A 20,559-nucleotide genomic window follows, 5' to 3' on the forward strand; every position below is an offset into this window, starting at 1 on the left:
GCCCTGGCTCGGACACGGTTCCGCAGGTGTGGGCGGGTCGCATCGCCCAGCTCAGCGACTGGCGTGACGTCGTGCGTCCGCGTCGAGTGGCGGGGATTCACGAGCGCGGCCGCACGATTCTCGGTGAGGCGGGTCTGGGGAAGTCCTCCCTGGTGCGCCGGATCGCCGGTACGGCTGCGGCGTCGGGTGACTGGGTCACTCCGCAGCTGAGGATCCCGTCCGGTGCTGACCCCTTGAAGAGGGTCGCGGAGGCACTACTGCAGTTGGCCGACCGGGCCGGTCTGCCGAGCGCACGCGAGCGGAAGATCGCCGAGATCATCGGTCGTGTCGAGGCGGTCGCGGCGGCGGGGCTCTCGCTCTCGTTGCGCCGTCAGGACGGGCCCGAGCCGTACACGGCACTCACCGCGCTCCTGATCGAGATCGGTCGTGCTGCGGTTGCCCGCGGAGACGTCGTCGCGCTGATCCATATCGACGAGATGCAGAACATCACCGATGACCATGCTCTGTCGCAGCTCCTCGTCGCGCTCGGTGACGCGCTGACCCATGACGAAGCGGTGACCGCGCCCGGCGGGGCGGAGTTCCATCGGGCGCTGCCCATCGCCGTCTACCTCACGGGCCTCTCGGAGTTCGCAGACATGGCCGGCGCGCGCAAAGGGGCGACCTTCGCGCGGCGGTTCCAGACCACGACGCTCGGGCCGATCGAAGACGAAGACTTGACGGTCGCGCTGCAGGAATTCGTGAGCAATGGTTGGGAGGTAGCAGATCGGAGGGGAGGGGTCAGTCGGATCGTCATGGAACCGGCCGCAGTAGAAGCGATCGTCGGTCTCTGCTGCGGCGAACCTTTCCTGTTCCAGCTCGCCGGCGAACGTGCTTGGTATGCGGGTACAGGAGACGTCATCACCGCCGAGCACGTGTTCATCGGCTGGGAAGGTGCCCGCGGAGAAGCGGAGGCTCACGTCGAACGGATCCTCTCCCGTCTGCCGACGAGAGAGCGTGAGTTCGTCGAGGCGATGGCCGAGCTCGATCAGGAGGAGCGGACGCTTACCCGCATCGCAGACGCGATGGGCCACAGGCGAGCCTCCGACGCCGGCCCGACGTCGCAGCGCCTGGACTCGACGCGCGGCATCATCAGGCGCGGGCGGCCGTACAGCTTTCGTCATCGCGCCGTTGAGGCGTACCTGACGAGCGCGTGGCCGGAAGTCGTGCAATGACCGAGTCCCACCCGTGCGGAGCGCTCTGCCCCGAGCGTCACGACGCGATCCACCGCTCATCGGCCGCCACCCGCCTCACGCGTCGAGGGCGGCGCGATTCTCCGAGACCCGGCGCGCGTGGACGGTGGTCGCGGCGAGGGTCGCGGTCACGGCGAGCACGGCGACGCTGAGCGCGATCACCGGGATCGTGTGCTGCAGGAGCAGCGCGATCACGGCGATGACCACGAGCGCCCCGGCGGCGAGGAAGCGCGAGCGCGCCAGACGCCCGAAGCGCGAGCGGAGGAAGAACAGGTTCCCGGCCAGATAGACCAGCGGGCCTGCCGTGGTGACGAGGATGGTGGCCGGGGTCAGATGGTCATGGGTCAGCCGGAGCTCGATGGACACGGCGACGAGGATCGCCCCGAGCACCATGAGGGCGTGCGCGTAGGCGTAGGCGGAACGGAGGGCTCCGGTCGAGGAGTCACCGCCCACCGTCTCGGGGCCCGCGAGAGCGAAGTAGTTCCACCACAGCACGAACAGCGAGGCGAAGCCGACGACCAAACTCAGCGTCAGAGCTCCGGTGAGGTGACCGTGATCGACGATCGATCCGCCCATGAGCAGGATCGACTCGCCCAGGGCGATGATGAACACGAGGCGATTGCGTTCGGCGAGGTGCTCGGGGTCGGCATCCCACAGATGCATCGGGGCGGAGCCGATGCCGGGGAGGCGATAGTGGGCCAGCGGCGCCGCATAATCGACGAGGACCGCGATCAGCCAGAGCAGCAGTCGCCAGTGCTCCGGAAGGGCCGCCCCGGCGACCCAGAACACCCCCGCCAGGAGCGTCCACAGCAGCAGCATGCGGTAGTTCGTCGCGAGCTGCTGGCCGCGGAAGGCCACCATCATGAAGACGGGCCGCAGGATGCCCATGGCGAGATAGCAGCCGACGAACAGCCATGCCCCGCCGCCGAACGCGCTGGGGATCGCGATCGACATCCCCAGCGCCGCGAGCATGAGTGCCGCAGTGAGCAGCTGCACCGGGGTGCGGGAGGGGTTCAGCCAATTCATCGCCCAGGCGGTGTAGTTCCACCCCCACCACACGGCGGCGAAGACGATCACGGTCTGCGCGGCGCCGATCCAGCTGAGGTGCTCGATGAGCAGATGGGACAGCTGGATGATCGCGAAGACGTAGACGAGATCGAAGAACAGCTCGACGGGCGCGACCTCGGAGCGGTGCGGGCCAGTACGAGCCACGGATGCGGAACTCATGGTCGGTACCTCGTGGTGGGAAGGGCGTGCGGGCAGGCGCCGGCGCCGGGGGCCCGCTCAATATGCGCGGTGACGCGCTGCAGGAGCGGGGCCACGGGCTCGGGACCTCTCGGCGTCGACAGGAGCCATTCCTCGGGGTCGACGGGAGATTCTCTGCGGCGGTCAGCGGGTGGTGTAGCCGCCATTGGCGAAGATCGTCTGGCCGGTGATCCACCCGCCCTCGGAAGCCAGGAACCGCACGATCGGGGCGATGTCCTCGATCTGTGTGAGCCGGCCGCCCAGGCCCTGGGACTTGTGGAACTCCACTCGCTCCGGGGTCTCCTGGCCGTAGAAGAACGGCGTGTCCATCGGGCCCGGTGCCACTGCGGTCACCGAGAGGCCCCGGCCCGCGAACTCCTTGGCCGCGGCGCGGGTGAAGTGTTCGACGGGGGACTTGCCGCCGGCATAGGTCGAGTAGCCGTCGGTGAAGGCGGCCAGCAGGGCGGTGACGATCGTGATGATCCTGCCGCCGTCGGCCAGGCGCTTGCCGGCCTCCTGGATGAAGAAGTAGGCCGCCTTGGAGTTGATGTCGAACATCGCGTCGTACTCGTCCTCCGTGGTCTCCACGATGGGCTTGCGCAGGACCTTGCCGGCCGTGTTGACCGCGATGTCGAGGGTGCCGAGCGCGGCCTCGGCCTCGGCGAACACGCGGGTGACCTCGGCGGGCACCGTGAGATCTCCCTGGAGGATCGTCCCCGTGGCGCCAGCGGCCTCGACGGCGGCCAGCGTCTGCTCGGCCTCCGCGCGGGAGGAGTCCGAGTGGACGTGGATCGCGACGTCCGCACCGGCCCCGGCGACCTGCCGGGCGATCAGCCCACCGAGGTTCTTCGCCCCACCGGCGATGAGGACCTTCTTGTCTTCGAGCGTGTGCTCACTCATGTCACTACCTCCATATCAGTGGTATGCATCGCCATAGCAACGATACGGAGGTACTGTAGCAGTGTGACAGAGCGTGCGGGAAGCGATACACGAGAGCGGCTGATCTCGGCGGCCGCGGATCTCATCGCGTCCGCTCCCGGGGAGGACTTCTCGCTGCGCGCCGTGTGCGATGCCGTCGGCGTCAAGATGCCGACCCTGTACCACTTCTTCGGCTCGAAGCAGGGCCTCATCGACGCGGTCATCGAGTACGGCTTCGACGTGTATCTCGGCGAGAAGGTCGCGATGGAGTCTTCCGGGGACCCGATCCAGGACATCCGCGCCGGCTGGGACGCCCACGTCGCCTTCGGCCTCGCCAATCCCGGCTTCTACACCCTCATGTACGGCACGATCCGTCCCGGCCACTCTCCGGCGGCGCAATCACGACCGAGCGAGCTCCTGCGCGCGCTCACCGCCCGCGCCGCCGCGCAGGGACGGCTCGTCGTGCCCTCGGAGCAGGCCGCAGCCCATGTCCTGGTGACGAACATCGGCGTCACCCTGCGCCTGATCATCCTGGCGGCACCGGACCCGGAGCTCTCCGAGGCCGTGCGCGAGGGGACGATCGCGGCGATCACCGGCACGGACGTCGGCCGGGACGATCCGCTGGCCGCAGCGATCGAGATCGCGGCCGCTCACCCCGAGACCCTCGGCCGACCCCAGACGCAGCTGCTCATCGAGTGGCTCACCACGCTCGGCGGCCAGCAGCCGCGCTGACCGGTCACCTGGACCGCAGGGTGCGACCGCCGCGTCCGCGCCGAGGTTCGCTGGGCCGCCCACGTCGATCGCGGTCGTCCGGGCGGACGGCGCCGACGCCGGGCGGCCGCTCGATACGCGCCGCGGTCACTCCTGAAGCGCGAGATCGAAGTCCTCGAGCACCTGCAGGATGTGCGCCCTCATGCGCGCCTCGAGGTCGCTCGGACTCGTCTCGATCAGATCGATGACCTCGTGGTGCCGGTCGGCGGCGACGTTCTGTCGCGCCTTCTCCGCCCCGGCGAACATGATCGACATGCGCACCACCCCGGAGATCTGCTCCCAGGACTGCAGCAGCGGCTGATTCCCCGAGACCCGGCACAGGGTGCGATGGAACTCCACGTCGGCCTCCAGGCTCGCGTGGAGCGAACCGCCCTCGGCCTCGCGCATGGCCTCGAGCGCCCCGCGCAGGGCACTGAGTGCCGCGTCCCTCTCCGGACGAGGGAGGTCTGCCGCGGTCTGCACGGCCAGGGTCTCGAGGCTGGCGCGGACGCGGAAGGCATCGCGCACCGTGCGCGCATCCAGGGAGCGCACGTGGAGCCGCCCGCGGCCGTCGGTCACGGCGAGGCCCTCCTGCTCGAGCTGTCGCAGAGCCTCGCGCAGCGTGCCGCGGCTGATCCCGAGATCGCCGGCCAGGCGCACCTCCGCGAGATGCATGCCCGGCTCGAAGGTCCCCATCACGATCGCCTCGCGCAGAGCGACGAGCGCCTGGCTGCGGAGGTTGCTGACCTGGAGCGAGGGGAGTGCTGCTGCGGAGGAAGCCATCTGCGCATTGAATCGCGGCCGACCCGTTCTGGCAACTGTCGACAGACTGTTGTTGACAGTCCAACAGTTCGACTCGTAGGGTCCTGATCACCGCCGGGCGCCATCGCCATACCGGACGGACACAGAAGTCCTCGACGTCTCAGAGACGCACCGCCTTCCGCCGGCGATCCCGCGCGCAGGGCGCCCGTCATCGATCGGGCGTCATCGCAGCGCAACGGCCACGAGGTCGCCTACATCACCGGCACGCCCCAGATCGCCCAGGGCAGTGCCTACATCACCAGACGGAGCCGACGGAGGTGCCGGCGTGCAGTGGCAGTCGAACATCGTCAGGAAGGTCCTCGACGCGGTCGAGAAAGTGGTCATGGTCGCCGCGGTGATCTCCCTCGGAGTCATCGTCCTCACGGTGGTGTGGCAGGTGGTCGCCCGCTACGTGACCTCCCAGTCCACCGCGTGGGCGCCGGAGCTCTCGCAGACCGCCTTCGTCTGGACGGCTCTGCTCGCGATCCCCCTGGGAGTGCGCAGCGGACGTCACATGCTCGTCGACATCTGGCGGAGTCGCCCCGAGCGGCTGCAGAAGACGATGTTCACGGTCGCCTCACTGGTGGTGCTGGTGATCTGCGGGACGCTCGTCGTCCACGGTGTCGAGATGCTCGGAACCTCGTTCCAGCGCAGCCTGCCCAGTCTCGGCATCTCCTCGGGGTGGCAGATGCTCGCCGTCCCCGTCGGCTTCGGTCTCAGCTTCCTGTTCCAGCTCGAGGTGCTCGTGCGTCGATTCGTCGCGCCGCGCACCGTCGAGGTCGACCCCGCCGAGCAAGCGCTCTGAACCAGGAAGGGAACGACTGACATGGGTGGAATGCTCCTGGGGTCATTCGGGGCGGGGATGCTCGCCCGCATCCCCATCGGCTTCGCATTGGCCGGTGCCTCGCTGATCACGCTGTACCTGATGACCACGAACGACCTCGCGATCGGTGCCCAGCGGATCGTCGCCGGCATCATCCCGTACCCGCTGCTGGCCGTCCCGCTGTTCATCCTCGCCGGCGGGCTCATGAACGTCGGTGGGATCTCCAAGCGCCTGCTCGGCCTCGCCGACGCGATCGTCGGCAGGCTCACCGGGGGCCTGGCCCATACCAACATCCTCTCGTCGGTGTTCTTCGGCGGGCTGTCGGGCTCGTCGGTCGCCGACGTCTCCTCGCTCGGCCGGATCCTCATCCCGGCCATGAAGGAGCGCAACTACACGGCCGCCTACGCCGCGGGAGTGACGGCCGCCTCCGCGATCATCGCGCCGATCCTTCCTCCCTCGATCACTCTGATCCTCTTCGGCGTCGTCACCGGCACCTCGATCGGCCAGCTCTTCTTCGCCGGAATCGTCCCCGCCGTCATCTACATGGCGGTGCTCATGGTGACCGTGCTCCTGACGGTCAAGCGCCGAGGATTCGACCAGACGTCGCGGGCGACGGTGGATCCCCGGGAGATCGGAAGGACACCCAAGGAGGACATCCCTGCCTTCCTTCCTGCGCTCTGGAGCGCGATCCCGGCGCTCATGCTGCCCGTCCTGATCCTGGTCGGCATCAGGGGCGGCATCTTCACGCCCACCGAGGCGGCGGGAATGGCCGTCGCCTACTCCCTGCTCGTCGGGGTCTTCATCTATCGGGAACTGACCCCTGTGAAGATCTACGAGGCCATGAAGGATTCGATCGGTCTGATCGGGCTGATCCTGCTGGTGATGGCCACTGCGCAGCTGTACTCGTGGGCATTGACCTCCGGCGGGGTGCCGCAATCGATCGCCGGGGCGCTGCTCGAGCTCTCGGGGAACCCGATCGTCATTCTCCTGCTGATCAACGTGCTGCTGCTGATCGTGGGGATGTTCATCGAGGCCAACGCCGCGATCATCATCCTGATCCCGATCCTGTTCCCGGTCGCGATGGAGCTCGGGATCGACCCGCTGCATCTCGGCGTCGTGATCGTGGTGAACATGGGCCTCGGACTCGTGACCCCGCCGGTGGGGCTGAACCTCATGCTCGCCTCGGAGATCGCCGAGGTGGACATCTTCGAGGGCATCAAGGGCGTCTGGCCGTTCCTCGTCTCCGGGATCGCGTTCCTCCTGTTGCTGACCTTCGTCCCGGCGCTGTCGACCTGGTTGCCCGGCATCACCTTCTGACCCCCAGCGCTGGACGTCTTCGTCCGGTGCGCCCTCACCCTCACAAGGAGTGTTCGACGATGATTACTCGCAGGCAGTCACTGACCGGGCTCGCCGCACTCGGCGCAGGAACCTTCGGCCTCGCCGGCTGTTCCGGCCTCCGCCCCAACAGCACCGCGAGCGACGGCGGGGGCGCGCAGAACCTCGTGCTCGGGCATGCGGGCTCCGAGACCGATCCTCGCCAGCAGGGCTCCGAGAAGCTCAAGGAGCTCATCGAGGAACGCACCGAGGGCCGTCTCACGGTCGAGATCAATGCCAACTCGACTCTCGGTTCCTGGGAGCAGATGGTCGAAGGGTTGCAGCTCGGGACCACGCACATCGTCATCGAGTCGATCCTCGCGCTCGAGGCATACAGCGACCTCGCCGCGGTGGAGACCGCTCCGTTCCTCTACGAGTCCGACGAGCAGTTCTTGGGCGTGTGGGACGGAGCTCTCGGTGACGAGATCAAGACGACGCTCACGGAGGAGACCGGCTTTGAGCTGCTGGGGAACATGTTCCGCGGGGCTCGCAACCTCACCGTCAGCCAGGAGGTCGCGGTCCTCGAGGACCTCCAGGGGCTCACGATCCGCACCCCGTCGACACAGACCATGGTCGACACCTGGCAGATGCTCGGCGCCCGCGCCGAGGCGATGGCGTGGGACGAGGTGTACTCCGCGCTCGAGCAGGGTGTGATCGATGGTCAGGAGAATCCTCTGGACGTCGCCACCTTCAACGCCCTGTACGAAGTGCAGCCCCGCTGCACCCTCACCCAGCACATGTACGCCAACTATCACTTCCTCATGTGGGGCGAGGCGCTGGCGAAGTTCTCGCAGGAGGATCAGCAGATCATCCGTGAGGCCGCCGACGAGGTCGGCTCGTCCTACACCGAACGCACCGTCACCAACCTCGAGGAGTACCGCACCACCCTCGAGGACGAAGGCATGACCTTCGTCGAGCTCGAGGACCGCGACGCCTGGGTCGAGAAGGTCGAGCCCATCATCGAGGAGCTCCCGGACCAGGTCACCGCTTGGGTCGAGCAGATCCGCGGTGGAGCATGAGTCGACCCGGGGCGGACTCCATGGCGCGCAGGCCATCGCGTCCGCCGCCCTGAGCTCGACGTCGAGGGCACGTTCCGGGCCGAAGACCATTCCCGACCGTTCACCATCCCCACAGCACGCGCCCGGCGCCACCGGCCGGGCCGCCCCTCCCGTCTGAAAGGACATCTCCATGAACCTGCACGAACTCCTCCGGGCCCGCGCGGATGTCGGCACTCCCCTCAAGATCGGCCTCATCGGGGCCGGTCGCTACGGCACCATGTTCCTCGCCCAAGTGCGCAACACTCCGGGGATGCACGTCGTCGGCATCGCCGACATCAACACCCCGCGGGCCGAGGGCGCACTGGAGCTCGTCGACTGGCCGGCCGACCAGGTCGCCACCAGCGTCGAGCACGCGCTGTCGGGCGGAGGCACCGCAGTGGTCGGAGACGCCGGGCAGCTGCTGGAGGCCGATCTCGACGTCGTCGTCGAGGCGACCGGCAACCCGATCGTCGGCACCGACCACGCCCTGCGGGCGATCCGCAGCGGCAAGCACATCATCATGGTGACCGTCGAGGCCGATGCCCTGTGCGGCCCCGCCCTCGCCCTCGAGGCGAAGAAAGCTGGCGTCGTCTACTCCCTCGCCTACGGTGACCAGCCGGCGCTGATCTGGGAGCTGGTCGACTGGGCACGCACCTCGGGCTTCACCGTCACCGCCGCCGGCAAGGGTGCGAAGTACCTCCCGCACTACCACCAGATGAACCCCGACACCGTGTGGGACAACTGGGAGTTCTCGAAGGAGCTGACCGACTCGGGCCAGCTGAATCCTTACATGCACACCTCCTTCCGTGACGGCACGAAGGCTGCGATCGAGATGGCCGCAGTCGCCAACGCCGCCTCCCTGTTCCCCTCCGACGACGGTCTGTCCTTCACTCCCGGTGATGTCGAGCAGATCGCCACGATCTGCCGCCCGGAGAAGGACGGCGGCGTGCTCGCCCACAACGGCTCCGTGGACGTGATGAGCTCGGTGACGCGAGAGGGCCACTGGATCGACCACAACATCCAGGAAGGCGTGTTCGTCGTCGTCGAGGCCACCAACGATTACGTCGCGGGATGCTTCACCGAGTACCCCTGGCATCCGGACCCCTCGGGCCGCTACGCCGCGCTGTACCGCCCGTACCACTACGTCGGCCTCGAGCTGGGGATCTCCATCGCGAACGCCGCCCTGCGCGGGGTCGCGACCGGCAGCCCCGCCGGGTTCTACGCCGACGTGGTCGCCACGGCGAAGAAGGATCTCACCGCGGGCGAGGTCCTGGACGGTGAGGGCGGCTACTGCGTGTACGGCAAGCTCATCTCCGCCGAGGGCTCGGTGGTGCGCGGTGCCCTGCCCGTGGCCCTCGCCCACAGCGTCCCACTGACGCGCAACGTCGCCGCCGGGGAGATCGTCACCTGGGAGGACGTCGAGATGGTCGAGGGGATGGAGACCGTGCTGGAGATGCGGGAGGCGACGGTGGCGCTGATGGCGCGGGCGGGGAGTTCCGTGGGGATCTGAGGTCTCCGCTGCGTCCAGGCCATTGCCGCTCGAGCGGCCGCGTGCCAGCCTTGCGGCATGTGCCGGAACATCAGACCCCTGTACAACTTCGCCCCGGAGACCACCTCCCAGGAGGTGCACGACGCCGCCCTGCAGTACGTGCGCAAGGTCAGCGGGATGACCAAGCCCTCGCAGGCGAACACCGAGGTGTTCGAACGGGCGGTCGCCGAGATCGCCCACGCCACCGATCACCTGCTGGCGGACCTGGTCACCTCCGCGCCCCCGAAGGACCGCGAGATCGAACGGGAGAAGGCGCGAGCGCGGAACGAGAAGCGGTTCGGGCAGGCGGCCGCGTCCTGAGCCGAGCCGAGAGGCGCCGGGCCACCGTGCTCTCCGACTCCGGGATGAGCCGACGCAGGCGGAATCGGTCCGCGAGCTGATGTGCGGAGCCGACGGTCTCGTGACGATGGCACCATGACCGACTCCACCTCCTCGACCCTTCCGACGGCGTCGCCTTCGGCGTCGCCCGCGGACTCTGCCCCGCGCCCTCAGCGCCTCCTGGTGCTGGACGTGGTGCGTGGGGCCGCCCTGTGCGGAATCCTCTTCGCGAATGTCGGGACCATCCTCGGCGTGAGCGTGCCGTGGACGGATGGCCGTCCGCCGTTGTCCTCCACGCTCCAGCAGCTGCTGGTCCAGCAGCGATTCTTCCCGATCTTCTCGCTCCTGTTCGGCGTGGGCTTCGGGATGCTGTGGTCCTCGGCCGTGCGCCGCGCGACCCATCCTCGTGTGGTCCTCCTGCGTCGCCTGCTCGCGCTCGGCGTCCTCGGCTTCCTGCATCAGATCCTGCAGCCCGGGGAGGCCCTGCTGCCGTACGCGACCGTGGGGATCGTGGTGCTTCTGCCGCTGACCTGGGTGCCGGCGCGGCCGCGAGCGCTCGTCGCCGGCCTCGGGGGAGCGGTGCTCACCGTGGCGGCCGCACCGCTCGGCGGCGTCAGCCTGATCCCGGGTCTGTTCCTGCTCGGATTCGCGGCCGCCGTGGCGGATCTGCCCCGCCGCGTCGAGGAGTCCGCCCGGCCCGCCGTGGTGCTCGCGCTCGCCGCGGCGCTTCTCGCAGCACCGTTCATCGTCCTCCAGCTCCGGAGCCCCGAGTCCGCAGGCTTCGACGCGGTCAGCTCGATCGCGGGCCTGAGCAGCGGCCTGTGCCTGGTCGGGATCCTCGGTGCGCTGCTGCACACCCCCGCCCGTCGGGTCCTGGGTGCGTTCTTCGTCCCGCTGGGACGGATGGCGCTGACGAACTACGTGGGCGCCAGCGTGCTCGGCGTGCTGTTCGCGCTGCCGTGGCTCGCCCCGCTGGGCCAGGAGTACGTCGAGATCACCGATGCGCAGATGGTGGCCCTGTGGGGTGGATGCGTGCTGCTGCTCATCGTGCAGTCTCTCGCCTCGAGGGCCTGGCTCGCCCGCATCGGTCAGGGCCCGCTCGAGGCGCTGTGGCGACGGGTCACCTGGGGCCGGGCACGCTGAACAGGCGCCGTCTCCGGACCCGCGCCGAGCCCGCGTGAGCAGCCGTGCGCTCTCGTCTCCGGGCAGATTCTCGCCGGAGGTCATGGGTGCGCCGAGGCCCCGGTCCCGCGCAGCAGATCGCATGTCATCAGCTCGTCTCCGCGTCGGGGCGACGGACGAGAATGCCGAGGCCCAGGCCGCCGACGGCAGCGATGAGCGCATAGGTGATCGTGTAGCCACCGGCCGTGAGCGCGACGAGCAGGAGGCCGGTGACGGCGGTCAGGGTGGAGGTGCTGAGCTGCTCGATCGATTGGAGGGCCGAGCTCACATGGCCGTGGCGCGTAGGTTCGGTGCGGGCGAGAGCTGCGGCGGAGATGCGGGGGTAGGCCATCCCCATTCCGGCGCCCATGAGGGCGCAGCCGCCGGCCGCGAGGGGCACGGTCGTCAATCCGGTGACGAGGGTGAGCACGGCCAGCGGGCCGATGACGACGAACGCGGCGGCGAGCCCGAGGCGGTCGGGAGTCCCGCTGTCGCTCGAGCGGTTGTGCAGCCAGGCTCCGGTGAACCATCCCAGTGCACCGACGGCGACCACGACCCCGGCCCCGGTCGGCGAGTAGTCGAGTTCTCGCTGGAGGTAGTGCGTGAGATAGATGTCCGTCGCTGCGACGGTGGCGCCCAGCAGTCCTCTCACGGCGATGAGCCGGGGTGGCCCGGGGCGGGCCCTGAGGGTTCCGACGGGCATGAGCTGGTACGTCGCGGCTGCGGTCACCACGACGGCCAGGACAGTGAGGGTGATCGCCCACGTCGTGGCCAGCTGCGCGGTGAGGTGGAGTCCGACGACGCCGAGGCAGGCGACGGCGGCCCACAGGCCGCGGCGCCCGAGGATCGGAGTGTCGCAGCGGGGGGTCGGGGCGCGACGGGCGACGTGGAGGAGCGCGATCAGTGCAGCAGCGCTGCCGAGGAGGATGAGGACGAACAACGCCCGCCAGTGCAGTCGGTCGACGACGACGCCCGTCAGCAGCGGGCCGATCATCGCGGGCAGCAGCCAGGCGGTCACCAGCAGACCGAACATGCGCGGACGCAGCCGTTCGGGAAGGAGCTGGGCGATCAGGACGTACGTGATCACCGAGTCGATCCCTCCGCCCAGTCCCTGCAGGAGCCGCCCCGCGATGAACACGCTCATATCGGGCGCGATCGCACTGAGTGCGAGACCGAGCAGGAACATGCTCCCGCCGACGGCGAGCGGCGTGCGGATGCCGCTGCGGTCGGCCCAGTTCCCGCCGATGATCATCCCGAGCAGCCCGGTGGTGACCGTTGCCGCGAAGGCGAAGGAGTACCAGGAGTCCGCCTGCAGGTCAGCGGCGATGACGGGCAGGGCGGTGACGATCGCGTACGCCTCGAAGGCGATGAACATCATGAGGCACAGCACCCCTGCGACCGCGGTCCGGTGGGGCGTGGCCCAGAGCCGCTCCGCGGTCACCGCCGGGGCGGTGGCAGCGCGCCTGGTCATGTCGCGCGGTGCTGGATCCGGAGGGCGACCTTGCCGCGGCCGTGCCCTGTCTCGACGTCCCGGTGGGCGTCCGCGACCTGGTCGAGTGCGTACTGCGCCCGCACGGTGACGTGGAGCTCGCCACGGGAGCACAGGGTGAGCAACTCCGCCAGTCGCTCGGAGGACCGGTCACTGGTGATCCACCGGCAACCGAGTTCGCTCGCGAGCGACGGTTCGACGAGGGAGCCGATGCGACCACGGTCCTCCACGAGTCCGGTGGCGATAGTCAGGCTGCCGTGGCCGGCCGCGTCGAGGGCGAGGTCGATCCCGTCCGGGCCTGCCGCCTCCCGGAGACGGTCGAGTTCACCCTCTCCGTAGACGACGGGGATCGCGCCGAGTCGGCGCAGGTGGTCCCGGTTGCTCACGCTGGCGGTTCCGATCACGCGCAGCCCTCGTCGGCGCGCCAGTTGCACAGCCATCGTGCCGACACCGCCGGCGGCACCGTGGACGAGGAGTGTCTCGCCGGGCCGGGCCTCGAGCCGATCCAGCGCGGTGTGCGCAGTCTGCCCCGAGGCGGACAGGCACCCGGCGGTCAGGAGATCGACATCCGCTGGCAGGACGACGACCTGGTCGGCAGGAGCGCTGACGTACTCGGCGTAGCACCCCAGCAGGCGGAAGCCGGAGACCTCCTGACCTTCGCGCAGCCCTTCGACCTCGCGGCCCACCTGGACGATCGTGCCGGAGAACTCGTTGCCGAGCACCTGCGGGAAGGTGATGGTCGCGCCGGGCGGGGTCCATCCGGCACGGATCGCTGCATCGGTCAGTTGGACTCCCGCGACCGACACCCGCACCAGTACGTCGCCGTCCCCCACCTGAGGCAGCGGCAACTCCCTCACATTCAGGTGGTCGGCCGGCCCGAACTCGTCGATCGCTGCCGCCCGCATGATCCCCGGCATCAGGCCACCGCCCCGGATGCTGCGGAGCGGACGAAGGTCTCCAGCTCGTGGACGCTGCGCGCCCCGGACAGCTGCCGCGCGCCGCACACCACCGCCGGCACCTCACCGACATCTCGGGAACGCGCCTCGTGATGGTCATCGAGCACGTCGGTCACGAAATCATCCGACTCGGCCAGGGCACGTACGTCCCCGGGGTCCAACCCGGCCTGGACTCCGATGCGCACCAGCTGATCCCAGTCCTCCAGATCGTGGTGGTGTTCCAGATGAGCGGCGAACATCGCGTCCCACGCGGCAGCGGTGTCCAGTCCGCGCGCTGCGACCAGGGCGAGGACCCGATGCGCGTCGCGGGAGTCGATGGCGCGCACGGAGTCCATTCGGATCGTCAGGCCGTCCTCCCGAGCTGAACGCTGGATGCGATCCCGCAGCCCCGCCCACTCCTCGCTGCTCAGTCCCCAGACGGAGAGCGCTAAGTCCCTGACCAGGCGACGTCCGGTCGCCGGGCCCTGCGGCTCCAGCAGGTAGCTTCGATGCGCGACCCTGGCGGGCACCCCGGTCCGCGTGATCGCGGCGGCGATCCGACGATGACCCATCCAGCACCACGGACAGCGGATGTCGGCCCACACATGCAGCTCCGTCCCGGTCGATGTCATGACGTCCTCTTCCTCAGATCTCGGCCGCCCGGTCGGTGCGGCCGGGTACAGTCGACTTCATCAAGTCGACTTGACGTCAAGAGGGGAGTGCAGGTGTCCCGGATCGCGCCCGAGCTCGTCTGGCTCAAGCCACAGCAGGTCTCTCAGCGTGCCGGTGTGAGCGTTCCGACCCTGCACTACTACGAGAGCCGCGGCCTCATATCCAGCCGGCGTACCAGCGGTAACCGACGTGAGTACCGCAGGGACACACTGCGGGTCATCGCCTTCATCCGTGCCGCTCAACGCGTGGGGGTATCGCTCGAGGAGATCAAGGACGCGCTCGCAGAACTGCCCGATCAGCGCGTCCCCACCGCACGTGACTGGAAGCGCTTGTCGCGGCGCTGGCACGACGACCTCACCCTCCGCATCGAGGAGCTCACGGCTCTGCGCGACCGGTTCTCCGACTGCATCGGATGCGGTTGCCTGTCCCTGAAGTCCTGTCCCTACTCCAACCCTGACGATGTCCTCGGAAAGGTCGGCCCCGGCGCCCGGCGTTTTCCCCACTGACGTCGGCACGCCACCGTTCGACCTCGACCTCGACGTCGGTGTCGTGCTCGAGCGATGGGCCCTGCGATGGCGGGTCGTCGTGAACGCTCAGCAGGGCACCGACACCTCGGGCGTGGCCGACGTGGCAACCGCGGCCCGCCATTGCTGCCGCCGGTGCACAAGGTAGGACCAGCCGGCGACCGCCAGGCCCAGCACGGCGAGCACGACGCCGGTCCACGCGGGGGCGAGCAGACCCCAGCCCGCGGCGAGCACGGCCGCGCCCAGCGCCGCACCCAAGGAGTTGCCGATGTTCAGCGCCGAATGGTGCAGGGCCGCGGCGAGGGAGGGTGCATCCGGGGAGGCGTCCAGCAGGAACAGCTGCAGTGACGGGCCCATCAGCTGGGAGGTCACGGCGATTACGAACAGCAGGAGCATCCCGGCGACGGCCTGGTGGGCGACGAGCGCGAACACGGCGAGGCTGAGCGCCATGCCGGCCAGTCCGAGGAAGATGGTGCCGTAGATGCTGCGGTCCGCGAGACGACCGGCCAGGATGTTGCCCGCCGTCATGCCGATGCCGAACACGAGCAGCGCGAGCGGCACCGCCTGCTCGCCGAGCCCCATCACGCCCGGCACGATCTCGCCGATGTAGCTGTACACGGCGAACATGCCGCCGAAGCCGATGGAGCCGATGCCGAGGGCGAACCACACCTGGGCGCGCCGCAGGGCCCGCAGCTCCCCGCGGATCGACCCGGTGGCCCCGGTGTTCGTGGGTTCCGGCACCAGGCGCCAGATCGCGAGGGTGCTGACCGCGGCGACCAGCACGACGATCAGGTAGGCCCAGCGCCAGCCCACGCTCTGGCCGAGTGCGGTGGAGGCCGGGACCCCGATCATGGTGGCGATCGTCAGGCCCAGCATCACCAGGGAGACCGAGCGAGCGCGGCGGCCGGCGGGCGAGAGCCGGGCAGCGACCAAGGAGGCGACCCCGAAGTAGGCGCCGTGGGGGAGGCCGGAGAGGAAGCGGGCCGAGCCCAGGACCGCGAAGTCCGGTGCCATGGCCGAGAGCAGGTTCCCGAGCCCGATCAGGGCGATCAGCAGCACCAACAGCCGTGAGCGCGGCATCCGCACCGCGGCGATCGTCACCAGCGGGGCACCGATCACCACGCCCAGGGCGTACAGGGTGATGAGCAGGCCCGCCTGCGGGACGGACACCTGAAGGGACTGCGCGATCTGCGGCAGCAGCCCCATGCTGGCGAACTCGGTGGTGCCGATCGCGAAGGCACCCAGCGACATGGCCAGGATGACCAGCCGCAGACGGCTGGGGGACAGCGGGGCGTGCGGGCTCGGGGAAGGAGAGGTCACGAGGGCTCCAGCGCGGGTCGGGCAAGGCATCGCTGCCGACGCTGGAAGCGGTGAGGACCGTCCGATCCTATAGGTGGGGTGGGACGCCGTGTCACCGCAGCCGCTCGAGCGTGCCGTCGAGCAGCGCGGGCGTCGCCCGATCCACGACCTGCAGCACCCGGGAGGAGTCCACGACCGGCGAGAGGCCGGGGACGTCGGACCCGGTGAGGACCATCCCCGCCAGGTAGACGACGACCAGACCGATCACGAGCCCGAGCGCTGCGCCGAGGAGCCGGTCGATGATGCCCAGGTGCACGCGGTCGACCCCGCGGCGCACCATCTCCCCGATCCGGCCGCCGATGCCGCTGCCGACGAGGAGCAGCGCGATGAGCGAACCGAGCACGGCCACCATGCGCCAGGGCGGGTCGACGGCGTCGGAGACGTAGGGCGTCACCCAGACGGCCGCGGCCGCTCCGGCGGCGAGACCGAGCAGCGCCCCCAAGGTCGCTGCGAACCCCGACCGCAGGCCGGAGGCCGCGGTGCCCAGCAGAATCAGCACGATCACCGCGTCGACGATCCAGACCATTGTTCACCTCTCTCGCGTGTGGCGGTCACGAAGCGGGCATCGTGCCATGGGGGCCTGAACGGATGACCACCGCGTCCTGGGAGCCGAAGCCCTGCGGAACGCCCTCGCTCTCGTGGCGACCTCGGGTATCGCCGCGCACCGCATGAGCTGTGGTTCCGCCGCCCGAAACAGGCCGCGACGTGATCCTCAGACCCGCTCGACGGCATGCACCGTCCCCGCGAGGTCGACGAACACGACGCAGTCGCCGAAGGCGACGCCGGGAGCCAGCACGGGAGCGGTGCTGATCCGGGTGATCTGCTCGATGTCTCCCGTGGCGAGGTGAACGGCGGTGACCAGTCCGGAGTGGCTGGCCGCATAGACGACCCCGTCGACGAGCACGAAACCTTCGTCAAGGATCCGTTCCGCGGTCGCATGGCGCGCCAGCTCCTGTCCGGTCACGGGGTCGACGCGGACGATCTCCCCGCTCTCAGTGGCCATGACGAGATCACCATCGTCGGTGACCGCTTCGCGGGCGTACTGGAAGGACCCCTCGAGGCGCCAGCGAGTGCTGCCGTCCGTCGGCTCGAGGCACCAGGCGTCATCGATGCCTGAGGCGATCACCCCGCCGTCGGGCAGCACCGTGATCGCATCGTTCCACGGCCCGTAGATGAAGCGCTGGTAGCTTCCGGCCTTCTCCGTCAGCGACGTCGTCCACAGGGGAGTGCCGGTGCGGCCATCCAGCGCGTGGACGCAGCCGTCGCCGACCCCGAGGAAGACCCGTTCCCCGTCGGATGCCGGGGCTCCCATCGAGGGGGCCGGGAGCTCGACGGTCCACAGCGGCCTCCCGGACTCCACGTCGAGGGCATGCAGGGTGGAGCCGGAGCAGGCCATGAGCGCTTCGGTGCCTGCGAGAGGGCCGGCGCCGGGGTCCGCCGCGAACGGGGCGTCGGCGTCGTACCTCCACCGCTGCGAACCATCCGCCGCGAGGAGATGGAGGAATCCGGCGGTGTCGGGGACCGCCACCGACCGACCGTCACCCAGGGTGAGGAGATCGTGCCGGACCTCGCCGGCCACCTGGCAGGACCACTGCGTCGTGCCGGAGGGATCGAGACCGAGGACCTGTCCGGAACTGTCGGCGACGACGAGCAGCTCACCGTCGTCCCAGCGGACGCGGGCCGGGCTGCCCTGGATCATGCCCTCGAGACGGGTCTCCCAGGCGATCCCCCGGTCACCGCGGACGAACGGGACGGTGAGCAGGCGATTTCCCGACTGGTCCTCAGGGCGCACCCGTACCTGCACGCGGTTGTCCCCGCGTGCGAGGAGCGAAGCCTCCAGCGACCCCGAGAACCGACGTCGGCGGCCCTGCAGCGGTGTCCACCGGAGATCGTCATTGCGTCCGGCGTAGACCGAGGTGTCGTAGAGGGTGGCGTCGACGGACCCGCGGAACGAGCCGGGCAGCGTCACGTCGAGCGCGAGGGACGCTACGTCGCCGCCCGTGACCACCTCGCGCGGCATCCAGTCGTCCTTCCCGTGCTCGGGTCGCAGATCATAGGTGGTGACGGGCGTTCGCACCGTCCTCGCCGGCGCCGAGACGTCAGGGATCTCGACCCGCGTGACCTCGAGGCGGTCGATCCGTCCTGTCAGCTCGTAGTAGGCGGCATCGATCTTCACGGCCGCGGCTTCCAGCTGATCGCGTCGATTCACGCGAGTCAGCAGCTCACGGTGGGTGTGCCCAGTCAGGTGCAGAGGGATCGGATGCCGGGACAGCACGTCCTCGAACTGCTGCTGATTGGCGACGTAGTAGTACCCCTCGCCCATCGGGAAATGGGTCACGAGGATTCGCGGCAGGTTCTTCGCGCCCGACATCGCCTCGTCCAGATCCGTCAGGGCCCGGTCCGACCACCAGGCGACCTCCTGCTGATGGGTGGTGGTGTCCGCCAGGATGACCCGCACCCCGCCGGCGTCCCGGACCCGCACGTCCTCGCCGATGAAGCGGTGTCGCCTCTGCGCGGCGGTCGGGTCCCACCGGGTCTCATGATTGCCGGGGACCGCGACGATCCGGTCCCGCAGTGCATCGGGAACGGCGGCGTCGAAAGCTTCGTACTCCGCGACCGTCCCGTGCTCGGTGACGTCCCCTCCGTGCATCACCAGGTCGGGAGCGAACTGCTCGACGGCGCCTAACACCGCGCCCAGCCGCGTCATCGTCTCCTCGTTCTCGGGATCCGTGTGCGTATCGGCGAGGAAGACGAAGCGCAGCAGGCCCGTGCCGGAAGGGTCGGCGGGCTGCGGCATGCCGCTCGCCGCGGCGGCGGGTTCGGCATGGGCGACCGCAGCACCTGCTGCACCGACGGTGGAGAGCGCCGTGAGAGCGGTGCGGCGGGAGAGGCGGTGGGTCATGGTGTCGCCCTTCGACGGTGGAGGAGGGGAGGGGGTCCTGGGGGTGACTGGTCCGGATGCGGCTCGTCGCCGAGCTCGGCCTGCAGCTCCCACAGCCGACGAGTGAGCTGCCTGCGCACCTCGGCATACGACGGATCGTGAGCAACATTGAGCATCTCGCTCGGATCGGCTCGGAGATCGTAGAGCTCCCATTCCGGGACGAAGCGACGCGTGGAGGAGCCCGGATGCCCCAGGCCGTCGTTGTAGAAGTAGATGAGCTTGTAGCGCTCGGTGCGCAGCCCGTAGTGCGCGAGCACATGGGATTCGCGGTCGTCGTTCTCGTAATAGCGGTAGTAGACGGCATCCTGTGTCGGCGTCGTCGCCCCGCACAGCTGCGGGAAGACGCTCACGCCCTGCATGTCCGCATGAGGCTCGACGCCGGCGGCATCGAGGATCGTGCGCGCGACGTCGACATTGGTGACCAGCTGCTGCATCGGCGGGCCGGGTTCGATGCGCCGTGGGTAGCTGACCAGCAGCGGCATCCGCATCGACTCCTCGTAGATGAAGCGCTTGTCGAACCAACCGTGATCTCCGAGGAAGAATCCCTGGTCGGAGCTGTACATCAGCAGCGTGTCGTCGAACTCGTCCCGTTGCTCCAACCACTGCGTGACCCGGCCGACGCTGTCATCGACCGCCGCGACGCAGTCGAGGTAGTCCTCCATGTACCGCTGGTACTTCCAGCGGACGAGCTGCTCACGGGAGAGATCCTCGGGAGGGTCGATCTTGAAGTCGTGGGGCGTGAGGTGGTCGGCGACGCGCATGGCGGCCAGGTGGGCGGCCGACGAGCGAGTCGCGTAATCGTCCTCGAACGTCCGGGGCAGCGGGATCGGCTCGCGATGCAGCCCCGCGTGCGCCCTGTCGGGCTGCCAGTTGCGATGGGGCGCCTTGTGATAGATGAGCAGGCACCACGGCTCCTCTCCCTCCAGCGACTCGACCCACGCCAGGCCGCGGTCGGTGAGCACGTCGGTGACGTAGCCCTCGGCGATCTCCACTCCCTCGGGGGAGAGGAGCTGGGGATCGAAGTACTCTCCTTGGCCGCGCAGCACTTCCCAGTGGTCGAAACCCTGGGGATCGTGCCCCTCGCCCTCCCCGAGATGCCATTTGCCCACGATTCCTGTGCGATAGCCGGCAGCCTGCAGCTGACCGGCGAACGTCGGCAGCGAGGCGTCGAAGGAGGAGTGGAGCGTGGTGACGCCGTTGCGGTGACTGTGCTGGCCGGTGAGGATCGATGCCCGGCTCGGCGTACAGACCGAGTTCGTGCAGAAGCACGCGTCCACCCGGCGCCCGCGCTCGGCGATCGCGTCGAGGTGCGGGGTGCTCGTGACGACGGATCCGTAGGCGCTGATGGCGTGGCTGGCATGGTCGTCGGACAGGATGAGCAGGATGTTGGGTCGGCGGTCGGTCATGATCCTCCTCGGGGGAACCTGGTGGGGG

General features: G+C 69.2%; 19 protein-coding genes. 9 read left to right on the forward strand and 10 right to left on the reverse strand.

Features of this window, described 5'->3' with window-relative positions; translation table 11 throughout:
* The first annotated feature begins 26 nt into the window (after positions 1–26).
* On the forward strand, positions 27–1,211 hold the full coding sequence (locus JOF43_RS06625) for a P-loop NTPase family protein (RefSeq protein WP_342592099.1): 1,185 nt from the start codon (positions 27–29) through the stop codon (positions 1,209–1,211).
* Between the two features lie 75 nt (positions 1,212–1,286).
* On the opposite strand, the gene JOF43_RS06630 is transcribed toward JOF43_RS06625, so the two are convergent.
* Together JOF43_RS06630 and JOF43_RS06635 are read right to left on the reverse strand one after the other, a co-directional pair.
* Positions 1,287–2,456: a low temperature requirement protein A gene (locus tag JOF43_RS06630; RefSeq protein WP_209900467.1), complete on the reverse strand. Its 1,170-nt coding sequence runs from the start codon at positions 2,454–2,456 to the stop codon at positions 1,287–1,289.
* A gap of 162 nt (positions 2,457–2,618) precedes the next feature.
* Positions 2,619–3,374, reverse strand: a complete 756-nt coding sequence (locus tag JOF43_RS06635) for an SDR family oxidoreductase (RefSeq protein ID WP_209900469.1) — start codon at positions 3,372–3,374, stop codon at positions 2,619–2,621.
* A 63-nt stretch (positions 3,375–3,437) separates the two neighbouring features.
* Between JOF43_RS06635 and JOF43_RS06640 the strand changes: the two genes are divergently transcribed.
* The gene (locus tag JOF43_RS06640; RefSeq protein WP_209900471.1) at positions 3,438–4,124 is read left to right on the forward strand and encodes a TetR/AcrR family transcriptional regulator; all 687 of its coding nucleotides are present in this window, start codon (positions 3,438–3,440) and stop codon (positions 4,122–4,124) included.
* Between the two features lie 126 nt (positions 4,125–4,250).
* Here JOF43_RS06640 and JOF43_RS06645 read toward each other — a convergent pair whose 3' ends face one another.
* Positions 4,251–4,925, reverse strand: coding sequence for a GntR family transcriptional regulator (locus JOF43_RS06645; protein WP_209900473.1), 675 nt, complete (start codon positions 4,923–4,925; stop codon positions 4,251–4,253).
* 304 nt (positions 4,926–5,229) lie between these two features.
* On the opposite strand from JOF43_RS06645, the gene JOF43_RS06650 reads away from it, so the two are divergent.
* The 6 genes from JOF43_RS06650 to JOF43_RS06675 all read left to right on the forward strand — a co-directional run bounded on the left by JOF43_RS06650 (position 5,230) and on the right by JOF43_RS06675 (position 11,187).
* On the forward strand, positions 5,230–5,748 hold the full coding sequence (locus JOF43_RS06650; RefSeq protein WP_209900475.1) for a TRAP transporter small permease: 519 nt from the start codon (positions 5,230–5,232) through the stop codon (positions 5,746–5,748).
* Positions 5,749–5,769: 21 nt separating this feature from the next.
* Positions 5,770–7,083, forward strand: coding sequence for a TRAP transporter large permease (locus JOF43_RS06655; RefSeq protein WP_209900477.1), 1,314 nt, complete (start codon positions 5,770–5,772; stop codon positions 7,081–7,083).
* A gap of 59 nt (positions 7,084–7,142) precedes the next feature.
* Positions 7,143–8,159 carry a TRAP transporter substrate-binding protein gene (locus tag JOF43_RS06660; protein WP_209900479.1) on the forward strand — a complete coding sequence of 339 codons (1,017 nt, stop codon included), beginning with the start codon at positions 7,143–7,145 and terminating at the stop codon, positions 8,157–8,159.
* 169 nt (positions 8,160–8,328) lie between these two features.
* Positions 8,329–9,687: an NAD(P)H-dependent oxidoreductase gene (locus tag JOF43_RS06665; protein ID WP_209900481.1), complete on the forward strand. Its 1,359-nt coding sequence runs from the start codon at positions 8,329–8,331 to the stop codon at positions 9,685–9,687.
* Between the two features lie 57 nt (positions 9,688–9,744).
* Complete coding sequence (locus JOF43_RS06670; protein WP_209900483.1) at positions 9,745–10,026, forward strand: DUF2277 domain-containing protein; 282 nt, start codon at positions 9,745–9,747, stop codon at positions 10,024–10,026.
* Positions 10,027–10,140: 114 nt separating this feature from the next.
* Positions 10,141–11,187, forward strand: coding sequence for a DUF418 domain-containing protein (locus tag JOF43_RS06675; RefSeq protein ID WP_209900485.1), 1,047 nt, complete (start codon positions 10,141–10,143; stop codon positions 11,185–11,187).
* Between the two features lie 127 nt (positions 11,188–11,314).
* Here the strand turns inward: JOF43_RS06675 and JOF43_RS06680 are convergent, their stop codons facing one another.
* The 3 genes from JOF43_RS06680 to JOF43_RS06690 are packed head-to-tail and all read right to left on the reverse strand — an operon-like array spanning position 11,315 to position 14,261.
* On the reverse strand, positions 11,315–12,676 hold the full coding sequence (locus JOF43_RS06680) for an MFS transporter (protein ID WP_209900486.1): 1,362 nt from the start codon (positions 12,674–12,676) through the stop codon (positions 11,315–11,317).
* The gene (locus JOF43_RS06685; RefSeq protein ID WP_245354038.1) at positions 12,673–13,611 is read right to left on the reverse strand and encodes an NADP-dependent oxidoreductase; all 939 of its coding nucleotides are present in this window, start codon (positions 13,609–13,611) and stop codon (positions 12,673–12,675) included. Before JOF43_RS06685 ends, JOF43_RS06680 begins: the two co-directional genes overlap by 4 nt.
* Positions 13,611–14,261, reverse strand: a complete 651-nt coding sequence (locus JOF43_RS06690) for a DsbA family oxidoreductase (RefSeq protein WP_209900488.1) — start codon at positions 14,259–14,261, stop codon at positions 13,611–13,613. The genes JOF43_RS06685 and JOF43_RS06690 overlap by 1 nt, the downstream gene beginning before the upstream one ends.
* 93 nt (positions 14,262–14,354) lie before the next feature.
* Here JOF43_RS06690 and soxR point away from each other — a divergent pair, with 93 nt between their 5' ends.
* Positions 14,355–14,807 carry a redox-sensitive transcriptional activator SoxR gene (soxR, locus tag JOF43_RS06695; protein ID WP_342592100.1) on the forward strand — a complete coding sequence of 151 codons (453 nt, stop codon included), beginning with the start codon at positions 14,355–14,357 and terminating at the stop codon, positions 14,805–14,807.
* Positions 14,808–14,894: 87 nt separating this feature from the next.
* Here soxR and JOF43_RS06700 read toward each other — a convergent pair whose 3' ends face one another.
* The 4 genes from JOF43_RS06700 to JOF43_RS06715 form a co-directional block, all read right to left on the reverse strand.
* A complete protein-coding gene (locus tag JOF43_RS06700; RefSeq protein WP_342592101.1) occupies positions 14,895–16,145 on the reverse strand; it encodes an MFS transporter in 1,251 nt (416 codons plus the stop codon).
* Between the two features lie 91 nt (positions 16,146–16,236).
* Positions 16,237–16,710 (reverse strand): CvpA family protein, encoded by a 474-nt coding sequence (locus JOF43_RS06705; RefSeq protein WP_209900494.1) that lies wholly within the window; start codon positions 16,708–16,710, stop codon positions 16,237–16,239.
* 186 nt (positions 16,711–16,896) lie between these two features.
* The gene (locus JOF43_RS06710) at positions 16,897–19,086 is read right to left on the reverse strand and encodes an outer membrane protein assembly factor BamB family protein (protein WP_209900496.1); all 2,190 of its coding nucleotides are present in this window, start codon (positions 19,084–19,086) and stop codon (positions 16,897–16,899) included.
* Complete coding sequence (locus tag JOF43_RS06715; protein ID WP_209900498.1) at positions 19,083–20,531, reverse strand: sulfatase family protein; 1,449 nt, start codon at positions 20,529–20,531, stop codon at positions 19,083–19,085. The genes JOF43_RS06710 and JOF43_RS06715 overlap by 4 nt, the downstream gene beginning before the upstream one ends.
* Positions 20,532–20,559: the final 28 nt, after the last annotated feature.

This window comes from Brachybacterium sacelli (genome assembly GCF_017876545.1).
In the GTDB taxonomy this organism is placed as follows: domain Bacteria; phylum Actinomycetota; class Actinomycetes; order Actinomycetales; family Dermabacteraceae; genus Brachybacterium; species Brachybacterium sacelli.

What these genes read in the sequence shown, in the direction of transcription:
- JOF43_RS06690 (WP_209900488.1), bottom strand. Translation starts at nt 14,261, where the DNA reads ATGACATCGACCGGGACGGAGCTGCATGTGTGGGCCGACATCCGCTGT.
- JOF43_RS06705 (WP_209900494.1), bottom strand. Translation starts at nt 16,710, where the DNA reads ATGGTCTGGATCGTCGACGCGGTGATCGTGCTGATTCTGCTGGGCACC.
- JOF43_RS06685 (WP_245354038.1), bottom strand. Translation starts at nt 13,611, where the DNA reads ATGCCGGGGATCATGCGGGCGGCAGCGATCGACGAGTTCGGGCCGGCC.
- JOF43_RS06715 (WP_209900498.1), bottom strand. Translation starts at nt 20,531, where the DNA reads ATGACCGACCGCCGACCCAACATCCTGCTCATCCTGTCCGACGACCAT.
- JOF43_RS06635 (WP_209900469.1), bottom strand. Translation starts at nt 3,374, where the DNA reads ATGAGTGAGCACACGCTCGAAGACAAGAAGGTCCTCATCGCCGGTGGG.
- JOF43_RS06675 (WP_209900485.1), top strand. Translation starts at nt 10,141, where the DNA reads ATGACCGACTCCACCTCCTCGACCCTTCCGACGGCGTCGCCTTCGGCG.
- JOF43_RS06645 (WP_209900473.1), bottom strand. Translation starts at nt 4,925, where the DNA reads ATGGCTTCCTCCGCAGCAGCACTCCCCTCGCTCCAGGTCAGCAACCTC.
- JOF43_RS06665 (WP_209900481.1), top strand. Translation starts at nt 8,329, where the DNA reads ATGAACCTGCACGAACTCCTCCGGGCCCGCGCGGATGTCGGCACTCCC.
- JOF43_RS06630 (WP_209900467.1), bottom strand. Translation starts at nt 2,456, where the DNA reads ATGAGTTCCGCATCCGTGGCTCGTACTGGCCCGCACCGCTCCGAGGTC.
- JOF43_RS06655 (WP_209900477.1), top strand. Translation starts at nt 5,770, where the DNA reads ATGGGTGGAATGCTCCTGGGGTCATTCGGGGCGGGGATGCTCGCCCGC.
- JOF43_RS06710 (WP_209900496.1), bottom strand. Translation starts at nt 19,086, where the DNA reads ATGACCCACCGCCTCTCCCGCCGCACCGCTCTCACGGCGCTCTCCACC.
- JOF43_RS06680 (WP_209900486.1), bottom strand. Translation starts at nt 12,676, where the DNA reads ATGACCAGGCGCGCTGCCACCGCCCCGGCGGTGACCGCGGAGCGGCTC.
- JOF43_RS06670 (WP_209900483.1), top strand. Translation starts at nt 9,745, where the DNA reads ATGTGCCGGAACATCAGACCCCTGTACAACTTCGCCCCGGAGACCACC.
- JOF43_RS06660 (WP_209900479.1), top strand. Translation starts at nt 7,143, where the DNA reads ATGATTACTCGCAGGCAGTCACTGACCGGGCTCGCCGCACTCGGCGCA.